15 protein-coding genes are annotated in these 18,649 nt (G+C 44.7%); 11 read left to right on the forward strand and 4 right to left on the reverse strand.

The window, feature by feature from the left end:
• Position 1: 1 nt before the first annotated feature.
• Positions 2-397, forward strand: coding sequence for an STAS-like domain-containing protein (locus tag AB4585_RS17935; protein ID WP_372170485.1), 396 nt, complete (start codon positions 2-4; stop codon positions 395-397).
• The gene (locus AB4585_RS17940) at positions 398-928 is read left to right on the forward strand and encodes a hypothetical protein (protein ID WP_372170487.1); all 531 of its coding nucleotides are present in this window, start codon (positions 398-400) and stop codon (positions 926-928) included.
• 55 nt (positions 929-983) lie between these two features.
• On the opposite strand, the gene AB4585_RS17945 is transcribed toward AB4585_RS17940, so the two are convergent.
• From AB4585_RS17945 to AB4585_RS17955, 3 genes are all read right to left on the reverse strand, one after another.
• Positions 984-2,039 (reverse strand): tyrosine-type recombinase/integrase, encoded by a 1,056-nt coding sequence (locus AB4585_RS17945; RefSeq protein ID WP_372147007.1) that lies wholly within the window; start codon positions 2,037-2,039, stop codon positions 984-986.
• A 326-nt stretch (positions 2,040-2,365) separates the two neighbouring features.
• Entirely contained in the window at positions 2,366-2,575 is a 210-nt protein-coding gene (locus AB4585_RS17950; protein ID WP_010430417.1) for a cold-shock protein, read from the reverse strand.
• 448 nt (positions 2,576-3,023) lie between these two features.
• The gene (locus tag AB4585_RS17955) at positions 3,024-4,109 is read right to left on the reverse strand and encodes a PQQ-dependent sugar dehydrogenase (protein ID WP_372083477.1); all 1,086 of its coding nucleotides are present in this window, start codon (positions 4,107-4,109) and stop codon (positions 3,024-3,026) included.
• Positions 4,110-4,379: 270 nt separating this feature from the next.
• Between AB4585_RS17955 and AB4585_RS17960 the strand changes: the two genes are divergently transcribed.
• The 9 genes from AB4585_RS17960 (at position 4,380) to AB4585_RS18000 (ending at position 16,671) form a co-directional block, all read left to right on the forward strand.
• On the forward strand, positions 4,380-5,573 hold the full coding sequence (locus AB4585_RS17960; protein ID WP_136976044.1) for a multidrug effflux MFS transporter: 1,194 nt from the start codon (positions 4,380-4,382) through the stop codon (positions 5,571-5,573).
• A gap of 478 nt (positions 5,574-6,051) precedes the next feature.
• Positions 6,052-6,864: a crotonase/enoyl-CoA hydratase family protein gene (locus AB4585_RS17965; RefSeq protein ID WP_017064440.1), complete on the forward strand. Its 813-nt coding sequence runs from the start codon at positions 6,052-6,054 to the stop codon at positions 6,862-6,864.
• A 93-nt stretch (positions 6,865-6,957) separates the two neighbouring features.
• Positions 6,958-8,148: an OmpP1/FadL family transporter gene (locus AB4585_RS17970; protein ID WP_017064441.1), complete on the forward strand. Its 1,191-nt coding sequence runs from the start codon at positions 6,958-6,960 to the stop codon at positions 8,146-8,148.
• Positions 8,148-8,837 carry a hypothetical protein gene (locus tag AB4585_RS17975; protein ID WP_102320576.1) on the forward strand — a complete coding sequence of 230 codons (690 nt, stop codon included), beginning with the start codon at positions 8,148-8,150 and terminating at the stop codon, positions 8,835-8,837. Before AB4585_RS17970 ends, AB4585_RS17975 begins: the two co-directional genes overlap by 1 nt.
• Positions 8,838-9,124: 287 nt before the next feature.
• On the forward strand, positions 9,125-10,237 hold the full coding sequence (locus AB4585_RS17980) for an NADH:flavin oxidoreductase (protein ID WP_372170490.1): 1,113 nt from the start codon (positions 9,125-9,127) through the stop codon (positions 10,235-10,237).
• 419 nt (positions 10,238-10,656) lie between these two features.
• A complete protein-coding gene (locus AB4585_RS17985; protein ID WP_017061734.1) occupies positions 10,657-11,292 on the forward strand; it encodes a CatB-related O-acetyltransferase in 636 nt (211 codons plus the stop codon).
• A gap of 177 nt (positions 11,293-11,469) precedes the next feature.
• Complete coding sequence (locus AB4585_RS17990; RefSeq protein WP_017066510.1) at positions 11,470-13,116, forward strand: ABC transporter ATP-binding protein; 1,647 nt, start codon at positions 11,470-11,472, stop codon at positions 13,114-13,116.
• Positions 13,113-15,365, forward strand: a complete 2,253-nt coding sequence (locus AB4585_RS17995) for an ABC transporter transmembrane domain-containing protein (protein WP_017064446.1) — start codon at positions 13,113-13,115, stop codon at positions 15,363-15,365. The genes AB4585_RS17990 and AB4585_RS17995 overlap by 4 nt, the downstream gene beginning before the upstream one ends.
• A complete protein-coding gene (locus AB4585_RS18000) occupies positions 15,358-16,671 on the forward strand; it encodes an HlyD family type I secretion periplasmic adaptor subunit (protein WP_017061737.1) in 1,314 nt (437 codons plus the stop codon). Before AB4585_RS17995 ends, AB4585_RS18000 begins: the two co-directional genes overlap by 8 nt.
• Positions 16,672-16,747: 76 nt before the next feature.
• On the opposite strand, the gene AB4585_RS18005 is transcribed toward AB4585_RS18000, so the two are convergent.
• Positions 16,748-18,649: VCBS domain-containing protein (locus tag AB4585_RS18005; RefSeq protein WP_372170492.1), on the reverse strand; the 1,902-nt coding region annotated here is incomplete at its 5' end.

Below are 18,649 nucleotides of genomic sequence, written 5' to 3' on the forward strand. Positions count from 1 at the left end.
GATGAAAAAAATAATTAGTGTTATAAAAGAATTTAGCGATATGCCTTACGGGCGGTATCGATTTGATGCTCCAGGAAGTGAAAAGACTTCCGGGGAAATATTTAGGGAACAATACATTCGTCCTGTTATAGAAGATAAACAAGTTGATAAGCTTGTCATCGACTTCAGAGGGGAAACCTTGTACGTTCCTTCATTTATTAACGAGGCAATTGGCGGCATTATTCGAAAGTCATACCTTACTAAGGAACAGCTAAGAGATAAGATTAGTTTTTTATATCCCAAAGAAACTGATCAAGTTGAGGTTTTGGTAGAGCGTTCAATTGAACAGGCTGTTTTCGGAACTGAACCTGAAGGCTACGAACCAGATCCTACTAGAGATGGGACTACAGAGTTATAAATGTTTAATTTAACCGCCAATGGCATCGGCCTAATAACATTAGCTGCAACGGTAACTGGTTTGTTTGTAGCTGTGGTGATTTATAAACGGAGCCTAGCAAGGAATGAGTTGTCGAATGTTCGTTTGAATGTAATACAGCGGCTTGAACATTTACCTAAAAATGATGAACTACAGGATGCATCACTTTCGGAAGATGAACGAGGTGCAATCTACTATATGCACATTCAAATTGTTGAGCGTGATGTGCAAAAGTACTTGGTTACAGCAAAAGTTCCGAAAGATATAGACCTAAAATCACCATTGAATGCGTTGATGCAATTTGATATTAAAGACATTATTACTAAGCGTGCATTGTTTCGTCAGCGTTGCTACCAATTACTCTTTCGTATTGATCAAGCTTATTACTATGAAATCGAGACAAGCTCGTTTTGGAAGAAGCTTGAAAAGTACTATTACGAGATTTCGGGCGCGTTTATGGGGATTGCTTTGATTTACATGCTGAAAGAGTTATTTGTTTTTCTCTATATGTAGCGATAGTTGTCTAAACCTTAACTAAATTGTAAGCCGCTTTTTTTAGCGGCTTTTTTCATATCTTACGCTCGTGTAATTTATGCGGGAATAGCTGGGTATAAACTTGCCACAAGGTGTTTAGGTTTCTATGGCCAGTTACCTGAGCTACTTCCTCAATGGTAAAGCCTTTCTCGAACAAACGGCTTGCACCTTCACGGCGTAGGTCATGATAGCGCAGGTTATCAATCCCAACCTTTTGACACACTTCAACGAAGCCTCGGCCAACTGAGCGTGGGTTATATGGGAATATCAGTTCACCTTTACGCTCTTGCCTCATTACAATATCAAATGCTTCACCAAGCAGAGGAACGACCATATGGTTGCCTTCTTTCTTACGTGGGTCTTTTCGGTCACGTACGATCACTGTTCTAAGTTCTTCGTTTAAGTCTTCCCACCGAATACCACAAACTTCGCTTACTCTCATACAGCTCAGGATGCTGAAGTCTAGAAGCATGGAGTAGGGGATTTTGTTCTCCCTGCGCTGCTCGCGCTCTTCTAGTGCTTCTTTTAACAGGTCTATTTCATCGGTAGTAGGGCGCCTTGTTCGCTTCTCTGATTTACCGATGAGTTTCATTTCATACAGAATAGGCGTTGCTTCTAAGAATGTGTTCACGTTCGCGGCAACGTTGAATACAGGTTTAGCTCGTTTGAATACCGAACGTAAATAATAGATGTCGGAATAGACGGTAGAGGGCTTCGTTCCCGTACTGCATCTATCTTGGCAGTGCTCAATCAAGTCTTTAGTTGTTAGCTCATCGGAATAGATTTTTGCTATGTCACAATCACGGAGCATTTTTAATACGGTTTGTTTAGATCGGCCAGTATTGTCCCAGAGATTTTTGTTTTCAATGAACATGTCTAGCAGCTGGCCAATGGGTACAGAACGGTCTTGAGTTTCACCTTCGTCTATCTTTCGGACTTCATTTTTTGCCCAGGCAGTAGCGAGCGTTTTCTTCTTATGAGTTTTGGAAAAACGTTGAGCAATTTTGCTTCGATGTTTCACGGTAACGGTGGCTTTGTAGCGAGATTCACCGCTCGCTAGAGTTCGCTTTTCAATACTATAAGATGCCATGAACGTGTGCCTCTGAGGTGTACCAAAAGGGTGATTTGAGGGGTACAAAAGGTGTACCAAGGTTCAAGGATTATAGCAGTTTATTAAAGTTCTTCTAGGTTGTTGTTCGCATTAAGTATTTGAAAGTAATGGTGTATGTGGCTATTACTAGGTAAGGCGGGGAGTGGCGTATTTTAGTGAAACTTATAGATTGTCGGTTTAAGAGCCATTGAGAGGGTGTCTTAGGTAGAAATAGTGAAGGGGAATATTACCTTAAATCTCTGAATAGCGGGTAAAAAAATAGCCAGCAGAGGCTGGCTATTTTTAGAAAGCTTTAAAATACTAAATTAAAGTACTTTGATGCTGTCAGCTTGTGGGCCTTTTTGACCTTGAGATACTACGAACTCAACTTTTTGGCCTTCAGCAAGAGTTTTGAAACCGTCGCCAGTGATAGCAGAGAAGTGTGCGAATACGTCTGGGCCGTTTTCTTGTTGAATGAAGCCGAAGCCTTTAGTTTCGTTGAACCATTTTACTGTACCAGTAACTGTGTTAGACATGATGATATCCTAAAATTAAATTTTTATTTTGAGCCAATTGTGGCACTGATAGCGCGGAAAAGTTTATTGCTATTGCGTACAACACAACGGGGTTACTAGTAATCCAACGAAATGTTTATATACAAAGAACTTTCTTTCTAGCCGGGAACGAGTCTAAATCAAATCAGGGGATAGTCAATCGAATACATAGGGAAAGGTTGCAGAAACTTGGGGGTAGTCAAACTTTGCATTCCTTAAATATCATGGAGTTACAGTTGTATGGTGATTTGTTGTAGTTTTTGTGAAAAAGGTGGTCGAAATTGATGACGAATTTGGAGTAAATGCACTGTTTTAGCGCATTCATTTTTGCAAATTTAAAGCCGCTAACTGGGCGTTGAGCCCACTTTTAACGGCTTATATTTATAAATGTCGTTGTAAGGTAAGTGCCTTTACTTGAACGAGGTCTCGGCTACTTTTTCAAGCGGTACAGGTTGCCATTATCAGTGCTGAAGAAGATGTCTCCGTTTGGTGAAGTTTCGATGTCTCTTATCCTTTCGCCCAAGTCCTCTAAAATGCGTTCTTCCTCGATTGCCTCACCTTGTTCATTGACTGTCACAATATTGATGTGAGTAAGTTTTAGTGCGCCAGCCAGCAGTTTGCCTTTCAGCTCTGGGTATTTGTCTCCTTGGTAAACAAGCAAACTGCCCGGAGCGATTGAAGGAACATAGACTTTTTTTGGCGCTTCAATACCATCTTTGGTTTCCGATTCGCCAACGCTGATAGGGCCCCAATACTCTTTTCCGTGTGAGGTGACAGGCCACCCATAGTTGGCACCCGCTTTTATTAGGTTAATTTCATCACCACCGCGAGGGCCGTGTTCAATCGACCAAAGCTTTTGAGTCGGGAAATCGTAATACAGACCTTGTGGATTACGATGGCCAAAGCTCCAAATTTCATTGAGCACTTTGTTGTTATCCGTGAATGGGTTATCGCTTGGTGTGCTTCCATCGGCATTCAGTCGTAATATTGATCCGGCGTGAGTCATGGTGTCTTGGCCGTTGTCTCGATCACCACGGTCGCCGATTGAAAAATACAGGTGGCTATCATCAAAGGTGATACGGCTACCAAAGTGACGTCCGGTGTCCGTTCTAGATTTAGATACAAACACATCTGTCCAATTGGTGACTTCATTATTGCTGTAATTAGCAGAAGCCAGTGTCGTTACGCCTTCACTATCGACGTCTTTACTGTAAGTGACGTAGAACTTTCCGTTTTCAAAAGGGGAGAGTGCGATATCCAATAATCCACCTTGGCCTTTCGCCCATACATTGGGCAGCCTGAACAGTGTGTTTTGATCGCCTGTTTTTAAATCGACATGTTTAATGACGCCTGATTTTTCTGTGACTAACATGGACTTATCGTTGACATAAGCCAGCCCCCAAGGGATCACGAGTCCGTCGGTGATCTTCTCTGCCTGCCATGCAAAGGCTGACGTTATAGGACCAGAGGCAAGCAGCGCCAAAGCACATGAAAAAATACGGTGATGAGTGTTCATTGAAATCCCTTGATTATGAGCATCTAGTGTTAGTCTAGCGCTTGTGACCGATTGGCGGAAAGCCGAGGTTGCTGAAAAGTGACTATTCACATATTTAGTTGAACGCCTATTGTATGATTATACAAGCTCACGTATGTTTACTGTGCCTTTCTCTATTTGATCCCGTCGGAGCATTATGAACAACTCACCAGCAGCATTTTCGCTATTTTCTCAGTTTTTATGTTGTGAGTTAGATACGCACGATTTTTCTTCGAACGGACTTATTAAACGATGAGTCGTGGATTTGATTTTAAATCGATCTTACTTGCGTGCTTGGTCATCAGTATCGGGCAGCTCAGTATGGGCTTGGTGTTTCCTTCTTTGCCTTGGATCGCAAAAGATTTTGATGTCTCGCTAGAGCAAGCCCAGCTTTTGGTGAGTGTGTATTTATTAGGCTTTGGCCCTTCCCAGTTTATTTATGGCCCTATTTCCGATGCTTTGGGACGCAAGAAGGTACTGCTAAGCGGTTTGTTGATTGCCATGCTTGGGTTATTGATGATCATCTTCTTCAGCCATTCGTTTACTAGCATGGTGATGGGGCGATTCCTGCAAGGCTTAGGAACCGGTTGTTGCGCGGTACTTGCTCGTGCTTCTACGCGAGACAGATTCAGTGGGGCAGACTTGCCTTTGGCGATGTCTTACATTGCTATGGTTGCGTCTATAACACCTTTGATCGCGCCCGTTATCGGTGGATTCATTAACTTCCATTTTGGCTGGAGCATGGTGTTTATCTCGCTACTTGGCTATGTCTCATTAGCTTGGGTGGTGTTAGCGTTCAAATTTAAGGAAACCGTCACTCAGGTTTCGGCGATCCCTTCGCCTAAGAGAATGGTTTCTCAATATAAAGAGCTACTCACTTCTCGTTATTTTATGAGCTTTGCGAGTATCGGTTGGCTTAACTTTAGCTTGATGATCACTACTGTGTCAGTGATGCCGTTTATCATGCAAAATCAGATTGGCATGACGTCAGATGAATACGCAATGTGGGCGGTGATTCCAGCATTAGGCATGCTTGGCGGAACAGGCTTATGTAACCGTATTCGCCCTATGCTGGGTAACAAGAAAACTCTGTTATGCACACCTGTATTGCACGTTGCTGCGGCCTTGTGGCTGTTCTTCTGTCCACTCGAACCTTTGTATCTCATGCTTGGCCAGTTCTTGATGATCCTTGGTAATGGTATTGCGTTACCTTGTGCTCAGGCGTTAGTGATGTTGCCTTATAAGAAGAACGCTGGCGCGGCGGCTGCGATGTCTGGTGGCGGGCAGATGGTGGTGTCTTCAATGGTGAGTATGGGCCTGGTTCAGTTAGGGTTAGGGGAAGCGTGGCATTTATCGCTCGTTATCATGCTGTTCACATTGATTACCCTGTTTAACATTTTGCGTGGTTTCAGTAGCCAAGAAGCGAGAGAGTCTCAGCTCAGTTAGTTGCTTAGGTAATTAGCTAGCTGCCTGGCTAGTAGGAACGAGAAGGCCATTGAAATGATGAATTTCAATGGCCTTTTTAATGTTCAGCGCTTTGGTTTAAGTTACCAGAATATATGCTATTTTCTGACTGCTTAGGGCAAGTGGTAGTGTTCCGAGCGCAGCTTGCGGCAGGGACGTTAGTTTCCATTATTGTTGGCAGCTACTTTATCTTCTTGCTACTGAAATCTCGAAGAACATAGGTTTTGCTCATGACCGAAAGCCATTGCTAATCAAAGCTACTGGCAATCAAAGCCATTGGCGATAAAAGCTACGGATGAAAAGCAGTGAATGGAGCGATCCATCACTGCTTTTTTGTTGATGTCGTTTGTGTAAAGGGAAAGACGTTAAGCAACACAGGTCTCGCTTCTTAATGTGCAAGTTTGGCATATGTTAATAAAATGTATAACCTAAAGGTCTGACCACTGATAAGGTAGCCACCATGCCAAACCTCGATCGTATTACTTGTTCTATCGATGAAAACCAAATTGCGACGGTTGTGTTGAATCGACCCGATAAGCTCAATGCTATTGATATGGCAATGTTTCAAGGCGTGAATAACATGGTGACTCAGCTGAAAAAGAACACCGAGATTCGTGCCGTAATAGTAAAAGGTGAGGGTTCTGATTTTTGTTCAGGGCTTGATGTTAAGTCCCTATTAACCAGTAAATCTGGGGCGATGAAGCTCTTGTTTAAATGGCTACCGACATTGCCTAACGCTGCACAACGCTTTTCATTGGGTTGGCGAGATATTCCATGCCCTGTCATTTTTGCGATTCATGGTCGTTGTTGGGGAGGCGGCCTGCAATTGGTCAGTGGGGGTGATTTTAGAATTGCTAGCCCGGATGCGAACTTCTCTATATTGGAAGCAAAGTGGGGTCTGATTCCAGACATGGGAGGCGCTATCGCTTTTAGAGAGCTGATGCGTAAAGATCACACCCTTGAAATGGCGATGACGGCCAAAGTGATCGACTGTGAAACCGCTAAAGAATATGGGTTGGTGACCAAGATTGCCGAAGATCCTTACGCTGAAGCCTATGCGTTGGCACTTGAGTGTGCGAATCGGTCGCCAGATGTCGTCGCTGCTAACAAGAAGCTCTACAACAAGACTTGGTGGTCAAGCCCGGGCATGGCTGTATTCTGCGAAACTTGGTATCAGATAAAGGTTGGGTTAGGTAAGAACAGGGCGATTGCTGCTCAACGTGAAATTCATCGAGACAAACCACGCCCTTACGTCGCCAGAAAGTTTAAATAGCGCTTGTACAGGAATAATGGATATTCCCTTTGTTTATTGAGCTTTGCGGTAACCTTAGAGCAATTTAATGTCTAAGGCTAAATGAGCGCTCTGATGAACAAAACTTTTACTTACTCTCTAGCTGCCACTGCAATTTTTACGAGCTTAAATGCATTCGCAAGTGGCCTGTTTTTGCAAGAAGCTGTCGTTGCCAACGCTGGTACTACTGGCGCTGGTGATGGTGTTTACACTCGATCTGCAGCGGCGATGTGGACAAACCCTGCCACTATGTCTCACATGGGCGAAAGCAAAACGACCATCAACACCATGGCATTCGATCTTGAAATGAAGTATCAAGATAACGGTGGTAATCCAGATGGTAAAGCTCATTCCGTAATGCCGTCATTTGGTGCCTTCCACGCTCATCAAGTCACAGACAAATTACACCTTGGTATCGCGCTTGGCGCTGTTGGCGGCTCTAGCCTTGATTACGGCAGTGATTGGGCGGGTGCTGCACTTCTAGAAGATATCACTCTTACTGCAATGCAAGTGAACCCATCACTGAGTTATAAGCTGAATGACCAATGGTCAGTAGGCGCGGGTGTGCAATTCAGTTGGGCTGCATTCCAACAAACAACGTCAATGCTTACTGCGAAGCAAGATACTGACTGGGCATACGGCTATAACCTTGGCGTAATGTACACACCGACAGATAAACTTAAGCTGGGCGCAAGTTACCGTTCTAAGCTAGAGCATGAGTTTAACAATGATGTAAATGGCGTTATTAACCAAGGCGTATTGAATTCATTATCAACTGATATTGCTTTACCTGAAATCATCGATGTCAGTGCGAGCTATGCTTTGAACTCTCAACTTGACCTGCTTGCTAGTATTCAGTTCCACCGTTGGAGTGAATGGGATACAACCGTTCTTGATTTTGGAATAGCAGGAAGTCCAATTAATGGTGTTCCGATTGAGCGTGACTGGGATGACGTTTGGAAATTTGCGGTAGGTGCGGATTATCAATTGAATTCAGACTGGCGTTTGAAAGCTGGCTTCTCTTACGAAACTTCTCCGCAAGACGATCCGTCAATGCAATGGGTTGACCTTCCTGTGGGTGAACAGTACCGCTACTCAGTTGGCGCATCTACCTACTGGGACGACATCTTAATTGATGTGTTCTATGAATACGCTGATTTGGGTTCAGTTGAGATGGATCGATATGGTCGATTTGGTCAAGTTAATCTGTTGAATGGTTCGTTCGATGGCCGTATCCACTTTGTTGGTGTTAGCGCGACCTTCTAATGACATTACGTAATCTACTAATCATTACTTTAGTGTCTTTATTTTCAACGGGTGCTTTTGCTGAAGAGAAGCACCCTGATGATCCGACTAAAATCGTAACCAAAGCTGGCGTTGCTTATAACGAAGATCTGCAGTTCTCTGGGTCTATTGGGCTTGATGAAGCACGAATGATCAATGCTCGTGTTAACGCAGATGGCGAAGAATGGCGAATAGGCGGCTCATGGCTGTTGCCTATGGGTATTGTTAACTTCAACTTTAGCCGTTCTGAATATGACAACGATGCTTATAAGAACAACTACAGTATTGGCACATTTATACCACTGAGCTATTTCGATATTGAGCCGTTCGGTTGGCAAATCTTCCCTATGGCTGGTTACAGCTATAATGACGGCGAAGTAGCGGTTTTCGATGATGATAATGTTGGTTCTGACTATGTATTGATGTCGAGCTCAACACACGGTGGCTACATTGGTGCGTTTGGTTTAAAAACGATTACTGATGAATGGTCTATCATGGGCTTCGGTGGCGGTTCAATGGGGTCTGATGATTATTCAGGGTATTGGGCAGGCGTCGGTGCTAGCTACAAGTTGAGTGACGCTCAATCATTCAACTTCTTCACTATTTTTGCTGAGGACGATTTCGGTGAAAATAACAGTGTTGGCGCGTCTTACACCTATGAGTTCAAATAACTGTTAGCAGGCAGAAATTCGCAGGTGGACACCTCTCGTAAGAACCATTGACTTAGTCCAGATTAAATTGAACAAAGTCGCTTATTAAAACTTAGCGACTTTCTTTTGTTACCATTTCTCCAATCTTTTTTATCTCTTTTTGATGCTTTCTATATCTTTCTCACATGAGAGTGCCGCTCTCTTAATCTAGATTAAGTTTTCGCTGCCTTATTCTCTGTAGTATCCGCCTGAATCAGTGCCCATGCTTAATGGGTAACTTGCGTAACACGATTTTGAGAGGAAGACACTTGAGCACTTTGTTTACAGAAACCCACATTGGCAAGATGACACTAAAGAATCGCTTCATGAGAAGTGCAACGTGGGAAAATATGGCCACCGAAGATGGGCATATGACAGATAAACTGTACGCTATCTATGAAGAGTTGGCTCAAGGTGAAGTCGGCCTGATCGTGACGGGCTACGCGAACATTGTTGAAGAAGAAAAGCCGAATGCAGGCATGATGGGTATGTATAACGACTCATTCATTGAAGAGTATCAAAAGCTGACTCAACTGGTGCACGACAACGACTCTAAAATCGTGATGCAGTTGGCTTATGGTGGCACCAAAACCACGCATGACCTTGGCGAGCGAGTAATCTACGCACCAAGTGAGGTTCCAGAAAAAGGAACTCAAACTCTAGGCAAAGCGATGACCAAAGACGAGATCGACTACATTGTTGATGCGTTTGCTCAAGCGTCTTTGAGAGCACAGAAGTCAGGCTTTGATGGCGTTGAAATTCATGCCGCTCACACTTACCTGATTAACCAATTTCTAAGCCCTTATTACAACCAACGTGAAGATGAATACGGCGGTAGCTTAGAAAACCGCATGAGATTTTTGTTAGAGATCTATACCGCGACACGTAAGCTGGTGGGTGATGATTTCCCTATCTTGGTTAAGCTCACGGCATCCGAGTTTTTTGAAGGTGGCGTCACCTTTGAGGAAACACGTATTGTCTGTAAAAAGCTTGAACAAGTGGGTGTGGATGGCATTGTCGTGTCAGGCAATATTCATGGCAAAGCAGACACTATGATTGGCGAGTCGCACGATGGTTTTACCATTCAAGCTGAAGGCTACTTCCATGAGTATGGTCACGCGATTAGCCAAGACGTTAATATCCCAGTGGTCACGGTTGGTGGTCTAACGGATTTTGATGCTATCGAAGCGATTGCAAACAACACGGGCATTGAGTACTTCGCGCTTTCAAGACCGCTGCTTTCTGAACCCCATTTAGTGAAGCGTTGGAAGGAAGGGGATAGAAGCCCTGTTGAATGCGAACGATGCTCTAAGTGTCGTACTAAGCGCGGTAACTTCTGCGTGGTGAATAAAGACAGAAAAGTACAGCTTGCACGCATGTAGTCGCTGAGCCCAGCTCCAAGCGAGCTCCGAAGTTTATAGCTGAGTCTAAGTTTGAGCCTGTGTAATCGCGCAGGCTCTTGTTCATTCCGTATTCCACGAAACGAAATTTGAAACCTTATTAATCACATCTTCCTGTCAAATTGGCGCGACTAAACAGTTACACTACGCCTGTAAATTATCCAACCAAGTTATCGATAAAAACTGAGCAAACTTTGAAACTACTTCCTCTTCTTAAGCAACCTCGAATCCACTGACGTCTCTTTAGTTTTAGCGATATTGCTATGATTTAAGCGTGATACTCACTATTCATCCCAGTGAACCCTGTGTTTATAGGGCGTTAGTTTGTGCACCTTGGATTTGCATCGTCGAACATTTTGATAGTTAACGAATAAAACTTAATAGATCATTCAGAGGTAAAAATGCAAAAGAAGCATTGGTCCAAATTCGAGTTGCTGCATGAAGTCGTAACCAACCCCAATATTCACGTAAAAGGTCAACACAGTTATTACAGCGATTGCTGGGATAATGGGTTCGAGCAATCTGTCGTCCGTTATTTACATGGCGACGAAGTCAGCCGCCAGTGGGAGCCTCGATGGGAAATCGACGAACTCCATATCGGCGATTATGTCTGCATTGGCGCAGAGGTTGTGATTTTAATGGGTGGCAACCATACCCACAGAGTTGATTGGTTTTCGCTGTATCCATTTATGGATGTAATCGACGATGCCTACATTGGCAAAGGTGACACTCACATTGAAGATGGGGTGTGGTTAGGCATGAGAGCGATGGTGATGCCCGGTGTGACGATTGGCGAAGGCGCTGTGGTTGCAGCGAATAGTGTGGTGACTAAAGACGTCGCTCCATACAGCATTGTCGGTGGTTCTCCAGCTAAAGTCGTCAAATACCGCTTTGATGAGTCCGTTATTGACGAACTCATGTCATTCAAAATATACGAGTGGCCCTCAGATAAATTTGAAGCGCTGAAACCGTATTTATGTAACTCAGACTTTTCAAAGTTAAAGCAGGCGATAACGGATTACGACAATTGTTTGTAAGGAGCACTTGTACGAGCGTTTGTAAGGAGCGTTTTTAAGGTACGGGTATAGCCACAGATTTGTGTAGAAAGATCTGTGTCATATTTATATTGAAAAACACGTTAAATCAGTCCGTTACCTTGCAATACTCAACATGGTGTACCAATCTTATTTCATAAGCATGGATAAGGATTGTGTATGCCCGCAAGTTCAATGAAAAACAAAGGGGTGGTGGGGAAAGTCTTACTGCCTTCTTTACTCATAAATCTTCTCTCTCTCGCCGTTCCGTTAACGGTTTTGCAAATTTACGATCGTATTTTACCTAACCAAAGTTACGGTACTGCCACTTTGTTGTTGGCGGGTGCAGCGTTGGCTGTTGCCATGGAAGCATTGATCCGGTTTGTGCGTACTTGGCTTTTGTCAGCCGCGGCCAGCAATACCGAGAAAGCGACCTATCAAACTTTGGTTGAAAGAGTAACAACGGCTTCATCAGGCCATCTCCGCCACATTGGTGTTGGCGGCGTGGAAGAGGGGCTTGGTTCTGTATCCAAAGTCAAAGATTGGTATTCCGGTGGTGTGATTGCAGGCTTTATTGATTTGCCTTTTGCCTTGATCTTCTTGGGCTTGGTGGCTTACATCGGCGGTGAGCTGGTGGCGATACCTTTGGCAGTTTGGCTGATTACTCTCGGAATCGTTTGGTTGTCTTCTATTCGCGTTAAAAGCTTAAGTGAAGAAGCTTCCCAAGATGAGCAGGAGCGAAAAGCGTTCTTGATTTTACTGAGCCAAACCATTCAAGGAATCAAACGTCAGGCTGTTGAGTCTCGAATCTTCAATCAGTTTAAATCCCTCAATAACGTTCGCTCTCAGTCTAAAGCGAGAGAAGAAGAACAGAACGCCTTTGCCCAAGAATGTATTCAGCTTGCCGCATTAGCCACGTCAGTTTTACTCGTAATTACGGGGAGCTTGTGGGTGTTGGATGGTCAGTTAACTACTGGTGGCTTGGCGGCATGTTCTATCTTATCTGGCAGAGCGGTTGCGCCTTTGAGTGCTCTGGTTGGGGTTAGAATCAAGCTTAATTCAATACACAGTGCCAATCAGGCAATAGAAAAATTGAGTGACTTATCATTATCGGAATCTTCAGATTCTGAGCAAGTTGAGAACCACTTATCTGACTTTGAGACGTTGGAAATCAAGCAAGCGACCGTTGAAAGATATGGTGAACTCTCTCATGCAGATGTCACACTGAATAAAGGTGAGTTGGTTTTGTTAGAGAGTGAGGATCGCCACACCAACAGTCATTTATTGTCGTCGATTGCAGGTATTGATGATCTAAAAGCGGGTGAGTGCTTCATTAACGGAGCTGCAGTTTCAATCGCATCCGTAACCAATATTGCTGCCTACTGTGGCGTTAAAGGGCAGTTGGTGTCGGGTACTATTCTCGACAACTTGTGCGGGTTTGACCCTGAGAAAACGCAAAGCGCCAGTGACTATGCAAAGCGTTTGGGTTTAACCAAAGAGATTACTCGATTACCCGATGGACTAGAGACACAAATTGGCCATACGAGTGCTTCTTTGTTGAGTATGGGTAACGTGAAAATGCTCAATATCGCGGCTCAATTGGCAAGTGATAAACCCATAATCATGTTGGAAAGGCCGGATTCTTCACTTGATTTAGACGCCCTTGGGAATCTAGCTAAGGTGTTGGAAGAAGAAGTAACGGCAGGACGCACGATACTGATGGTGAGCTACCATTCGAAGCTTCGCGAATTTGCTAATCGAATCATTACAGTGGAAAGTCGAGCTATTACGGTCGACAGCGAGAGCAATCAGGAGGCCGTCGTATGAATCGTTTAGATATTGGTAACCCTTCAGGTACGAACAACCGTGCAGATACCAGCGGTCGACAAGAGGTGATGAATCATTTAGAAACCGAGAGCCTTTCCGTTCTTAAGCAGTTGGAAGTTAATGCTAATATCCAGTTGTTCGCACATCAATGGGTCGATGAAAATGGCATTGAATCAATCGACGATATGTTTGCCTTGTTCGACAGGCTTGCACTGCCTTATCGCTTGGTTGCCAACCTAGATGAAGTTGGTGAACATAAATTGGTCTTACTGGTACTTGGTGAACATGAGCTGGTCTCTGGTCATTTGGAATCCAAGCAATTTGTTGCCTTTAATGCCAATAACGACATCACCGATGTCCCTCAGTTTTGTATTGTTATCGAAGGGCCACCATTAGAGAAGGCCTCTCCTGATTGGGTTGGTGAAAGGTTACATGCGTTTCGTCCCATCATTCCTAAATTGTTATTGGTCAGCTTTATCACTAACTTATTTGCGCTTGCTGTTCCCTTCATCACGATGTCGATTTATGACCATGTGATTGGTGGTGATGCAGGGCATGAGTTGCAAGGTATCGCCATTGGCGCGGCGTTGTTGTTTGTGATGATGGGTTGGTTGAGAACATTACGTAGCCGAGTGTTTGCTTCAGTTTCCAACCGAGTAAGTCGTGAGATTTCTCAATCCCTCGTGCAGCGTCTGCTTCGTAATAGCTATGCTCAAAATCAGCAAACAGCTTCTTCTAGTCAGCAAAACCAAGTGATGTTGTCAGAGCGTATTTCAGGTGTGCTATCGGGGCCATTAGGAAATGCGTTATTTGACCTACCATTCATTCTAATTTTTGTACTAGCGATAGGAGTTTTAGGCGGATGGTTGGTACTGGTTCCAGTCGTCTCTTTAATCCTTTATTACTTGCTAGCAAAACGCTCGATACGCTCTAGCAGCAAGCGCTCGATGCAATCGACAGTCGCAGGTACGAATCGTCAAAACATGACTAATGAGCTGTCATCCAAGCTTGCCTTTATTCGCAGTGCTGGATTCTCAGAGCACTGGATTCAACGTTTCAAAAAAGCCAATCTTCTTGCTTCAACAGTGACCTTTAATCAATCGGTTCTCCAGAGTCGGTACACCTCGATTTACTATTTCATTGGTGTGGGCTCGACACTCGCCGTGATGGGGTTAGGCATAGGACTTATTTTTGAACAAGTGATGACGCCCGGTGGTTTGATTGCTTCAATGATGTTGATATCTAAGGTGACGGGTCCTGCTCAGGTGTTGGCAAACAGCGCGATGCGTTTTAATAGCTTTAATCAATCCAAGCTGCAAGTGAACCGTATTTTGTCTCAGCCGTCTGAGCGTGAATTCAGTTACCAGCATCACCCGTTACCCGTGGTAGCGCCTAACTTGAAATTAGACCAAGTGACGCTGCGCTATCCCAAACAGAGTCGCCCCGCTTTGAATGGTGTGAGTTTTGATATTGAAGCCGGTGAAGTTGTCGCGATTACCGGCCCTTCTGGCAGCGGTAAATCAACATTAATTGAAGTGCTGTCTGGCTTGCAGCCTATCCAAAATGGCATGGTCGAGCTTGAAGGCGTTAACCTCGTTCAATACGACCCGCAGCTTTATCGCCACTGGTGTTTCATTCGAGCCGCATATCCTGATTTGCTTACGCTGAGTATTCGAGAGTGGCTAAACGACGGTCACAAAGTCGAAGATCAGAAAATGATCTCTGCAATTGAAATGGTCGGCGGAAAGCGTTGGTTCGAGACATTATCAGGTGGGCTCGATACTTCCATCAGCAGTATTCAGCCGGACAGCCTTTTTGACATGTTGTCTGGCAGCGTCGCGCAGATCCTAATTGATGCAAAAGCGCTGGTTTATGACTACCCAATGTTCTTAATGGATAATCCTGTGCCTGATGCTCACCCAAATGCTAAACGTATATTTGGTGAGTTTGTGCAGTCGAAAAAAGGAAAAGCAACGGTGATTTACACGTCCCACGATCCGGATTTAATCAAGCTTGCCGATAAAGTGGTGGTATTAAATGAAGGTGCAGTGGTTTATGCCGGTCCATTAGAGCCGGAGCAGTCTTCGAAGCAGGAACAGCCTTCAGAGCCTCAAGCTTCTCAAGAACCGCAGTTATCTGAGCAACCGTTATCTCAAGAGCTACAGCCGTCAACTCAAGAGGCGTCTGCTCAACAAAATGCAGCCCAACAAGAACAATCAGAGTCTAAGCAAGGAGTCGCTAATGACTAAACAATCTATCGAGAAGGGCAAGCGCTACGGTGAGCTTGTTGAATCACAAAATACGGCTCGTACATTGGCGCTGGCCACATGGTCGGTTGCCTTATGTGTTATTGCTTTTGCCACTTGGTCTGTAGTCACTCAAGTTGATGAAATCGCCAAAGCCAAAGGTGCTGTGATTCCGGAAGGCGAGAAGCAAGTATTGCAAAGTGCGATTGGCGGTAAGTTAAAGCAAATTCTTGTTAAAGAAGGCCAGTTGGTAGAGAAAGGCCAGCCGCTTGTTGAGTTTGATGCCACTTTCCAGCGTACCGCCCTTGAAGAGCTAAAGTCCCAACAAGTGACGCTTCTAGCCAGTGTGGAACGTATGAATGCGCTGCTTGAGCAACGTGAGCCTAACCTTGCTGAGTTTGAGGTCGATTACCCAGAGATCGTCAGCCAGCAAAAAGCGCAGCTGAACGCGCAAAAAGCCCTCTACTTCCAAAAGCGTGTGGTGCTTGAGAAAGAGAGCGAGCAAATTGCAGAGCAGCTTCGTAGCGTAGAAAAGGCCTTGCCGAGTTATGAGAAAGAGTTAAATGCGACTAAGCAAGAGTTGAACATACTGGAGAAGGGTTATAAAGCGGGTAACATTTCACGTTTACGTGTGCTTGAAATGCGACAAAAATTGGCCAGTATCGAACAGAAAATCGAAGAAGCTCGTGGTAAGAAGTCGGTATTGATTAGACAAGCTGACAGTAATGACCAAAAAATCATACAGCTTCTGGCGGAAGCGAAAGCTAAAGTGAGCGATGATCGTTCTAAAGCCGTATCTGACTTATCAGCATTGAATGCTAGAGTTCGTTCAAGCCAAGCTAAATTGACGAACACTATGTTAGTGTCACCGCTACAAGGCTTGGTGCAAAGCATACCAAGCACGCAGGATGGTGGTGTTATTCAGCCGGGTGGCACGGTAGTTGAAATTGTGCCTGTCGGAGGGAACGCTGACTTCAAAGCACGTTTGTCCCCAAGAGATATTGGTTTTGTGAGTGTTGGGCAGCCCACTCGAGTCAAGATTGATGCGTTTGATTACAGCCGCTTTGGGGCTTTAAAAGGGGCGGTAGAGAGTATTTCACCGACCACAAGTCAAAGCGAACGTGGCGAGATCTATTATGAAGTTGTAGTGTCGGTTGATACGCCTTACTTCCGTGATAACCCTGAAAGCTTTTCCATACTGCCGGGTATGACGGGTGAAGTAGACATCACAACTGGCGAGAAGTCGGTGTTCCAATACTTATGGAAACCGATTTATACCAATGTTAGCGTGGCGTTTGGAGAGAGGTAAAGTCCTCCACTCTGGCTTGCATAAAAAAGGAGCACATGCCGTGCTCCTTTTTTTATCTAACCGAAGGGGTGATGTTCTAGTTATTTGGGTCTATGTCAGGCAATCCGTCAATATCATTATGATGGTGTAAAGAATCATCAAAAGATGGGCTTTCGGTATGGTGAGACAGTGCGTCACTCATACTGTCGTCAGTTTGCTCAGCCCCATAAGCACTCTCGGTATCACTGAAAATGATATCGATATCATGCGCTACTGGTACATTGTGTGACGGTGAATCTATAGACGGCGAGTCAGCATTAATACCCAGAGCGTCTAGGTAAGCATGGGCACCAGAACGCTGTTCGTGTTCGCCTATCGCTGTATGTTCTAGGTTTGCCGTCACCTCATCAAAATTAAGAGTAACTTCATCAGGGGTGCTGAAAGAGGCATCCGGTTCATCCGCTTGGCTCATGCCGGGTGCTGGAGGAGGTGGTGGAGCGATTGGCGATAAATCCATGCCAGTTAGTGTGGTTTGGTCAATGTGATGTCCGCTGTTTCCATGGACGGATTGCGAGTGCAAATGTAGGTGCACCGCGACTTGTGAGTTTTGATCGCCTCCTAGGGTTAAAACAAACGAGTCGGTTTCGTCTGTACCACTACCGTAAGAGCCTCCTGTATGTGTCTTAACGACGCCTGATGAAGTTTGTTGGTAATCGTAACTCAACTCTCCGGTTGCAGGATTGACATGCAAAGTACCAAATTGACCGTGTAATGCAGTGAGAGAGTGTCCGTGGTGATCTGATATTCCCCAGCCTGTCATTGGCGTAGGCGTTCCTTGGTGAATAATTGGAGGAATTCCGATTGAGGCATGCAGGTCCTGATTGCCTGCACTGCCGGTAATTTTTGCAGGGGCAACTAGGGTTGGCATTGGTGGAACATCGCTGTGTCCATCAATGCGCATTTCAACTTCTTGAGTTGTAATGCCCCCGTGTCCATCATCGACTAATAGAGAAAACTTATCGGTCAATTGTTCACCATTATTTAAAGCATTAACATGGCTATTGCTGTTATTAAGTGTGTAGACCCAAGTTTGTGTATTGCTATTATAGGTAACAGAACCATACTGTGGCTGATGTTGGCTATCAATACTGACAGAATGTTGATCGCTATGATCAACATCGCTGATAATAATTTGCCCAGAGGTCGCATTTGCAGCATCTTCATCAATGTTATGTGCACCTGCGATAACTTCAGAAACTGTTGGTTTATCATTAGTGCCATGCACATTGATGGTAATAACTTGTTTATCACCACCAGCGGTCGTTACTTCATATTGAACCTGCTCGACTTGCCCTGCCGCTAAGTGTTGAATATTGGCATTGGGAACCGAATAAGCCCAATCACCGGCTTTTCCAATGGTCAGGTGACCGCCATAGGGATCACTGATCGCATGGGCATTACGAGTGTCGTAAAAATGATCTTCACCGGCATCAGGATCGATAACATTCAACACGCCAGTGACAAATATCGTATGTTGGGCATCACCTTGTACGTGGCGATCTTCTGTTATTTGACCGCTTTTATCTCCGGCGAAGATCGCAGCATCGCCAACTGCCGAGAGTGTTGTTGATGCACCGGTGTGGGTCACACCACCGTGGGCATCTTTGACGTCATAGCTAAAATGGACATCGCCGTTATAGTCTTTTTCTGGCGTAAAGGTAAAGGTGCCATCGCCATTAATTAATATCGAACCATGGTCGGCGTGTAGGTTCTCAATGGATAATTTGCCAATATCGTTATCATCGATATCAGTTGTGTTAGCAAGTAGCAGTGCTGGGGTGAGGACAATTTTGCTATCTTCTAAGCCATTCGCTAAACGCACTTCAGCTGACGCAACTGGCGCATCATTGGTGCCATGAACGGTCACTGTGATATCTTTTTTAGCACTGCCATCAATAGATTCAACGGTAAAGGTTTGCTGGAAGCTTTCCCCTGCGCC

Source organism: Vibrio sp. 10N.222.49.C9 (assembly GCF_041474985.1).
GTDB classification, from domain to species: Bacteria; Pseudomonadota; Gammaproteobacteria; order Enterobacterales; family Vibrionaceae; genus Vibrio; species Vibrio crassostreae_C.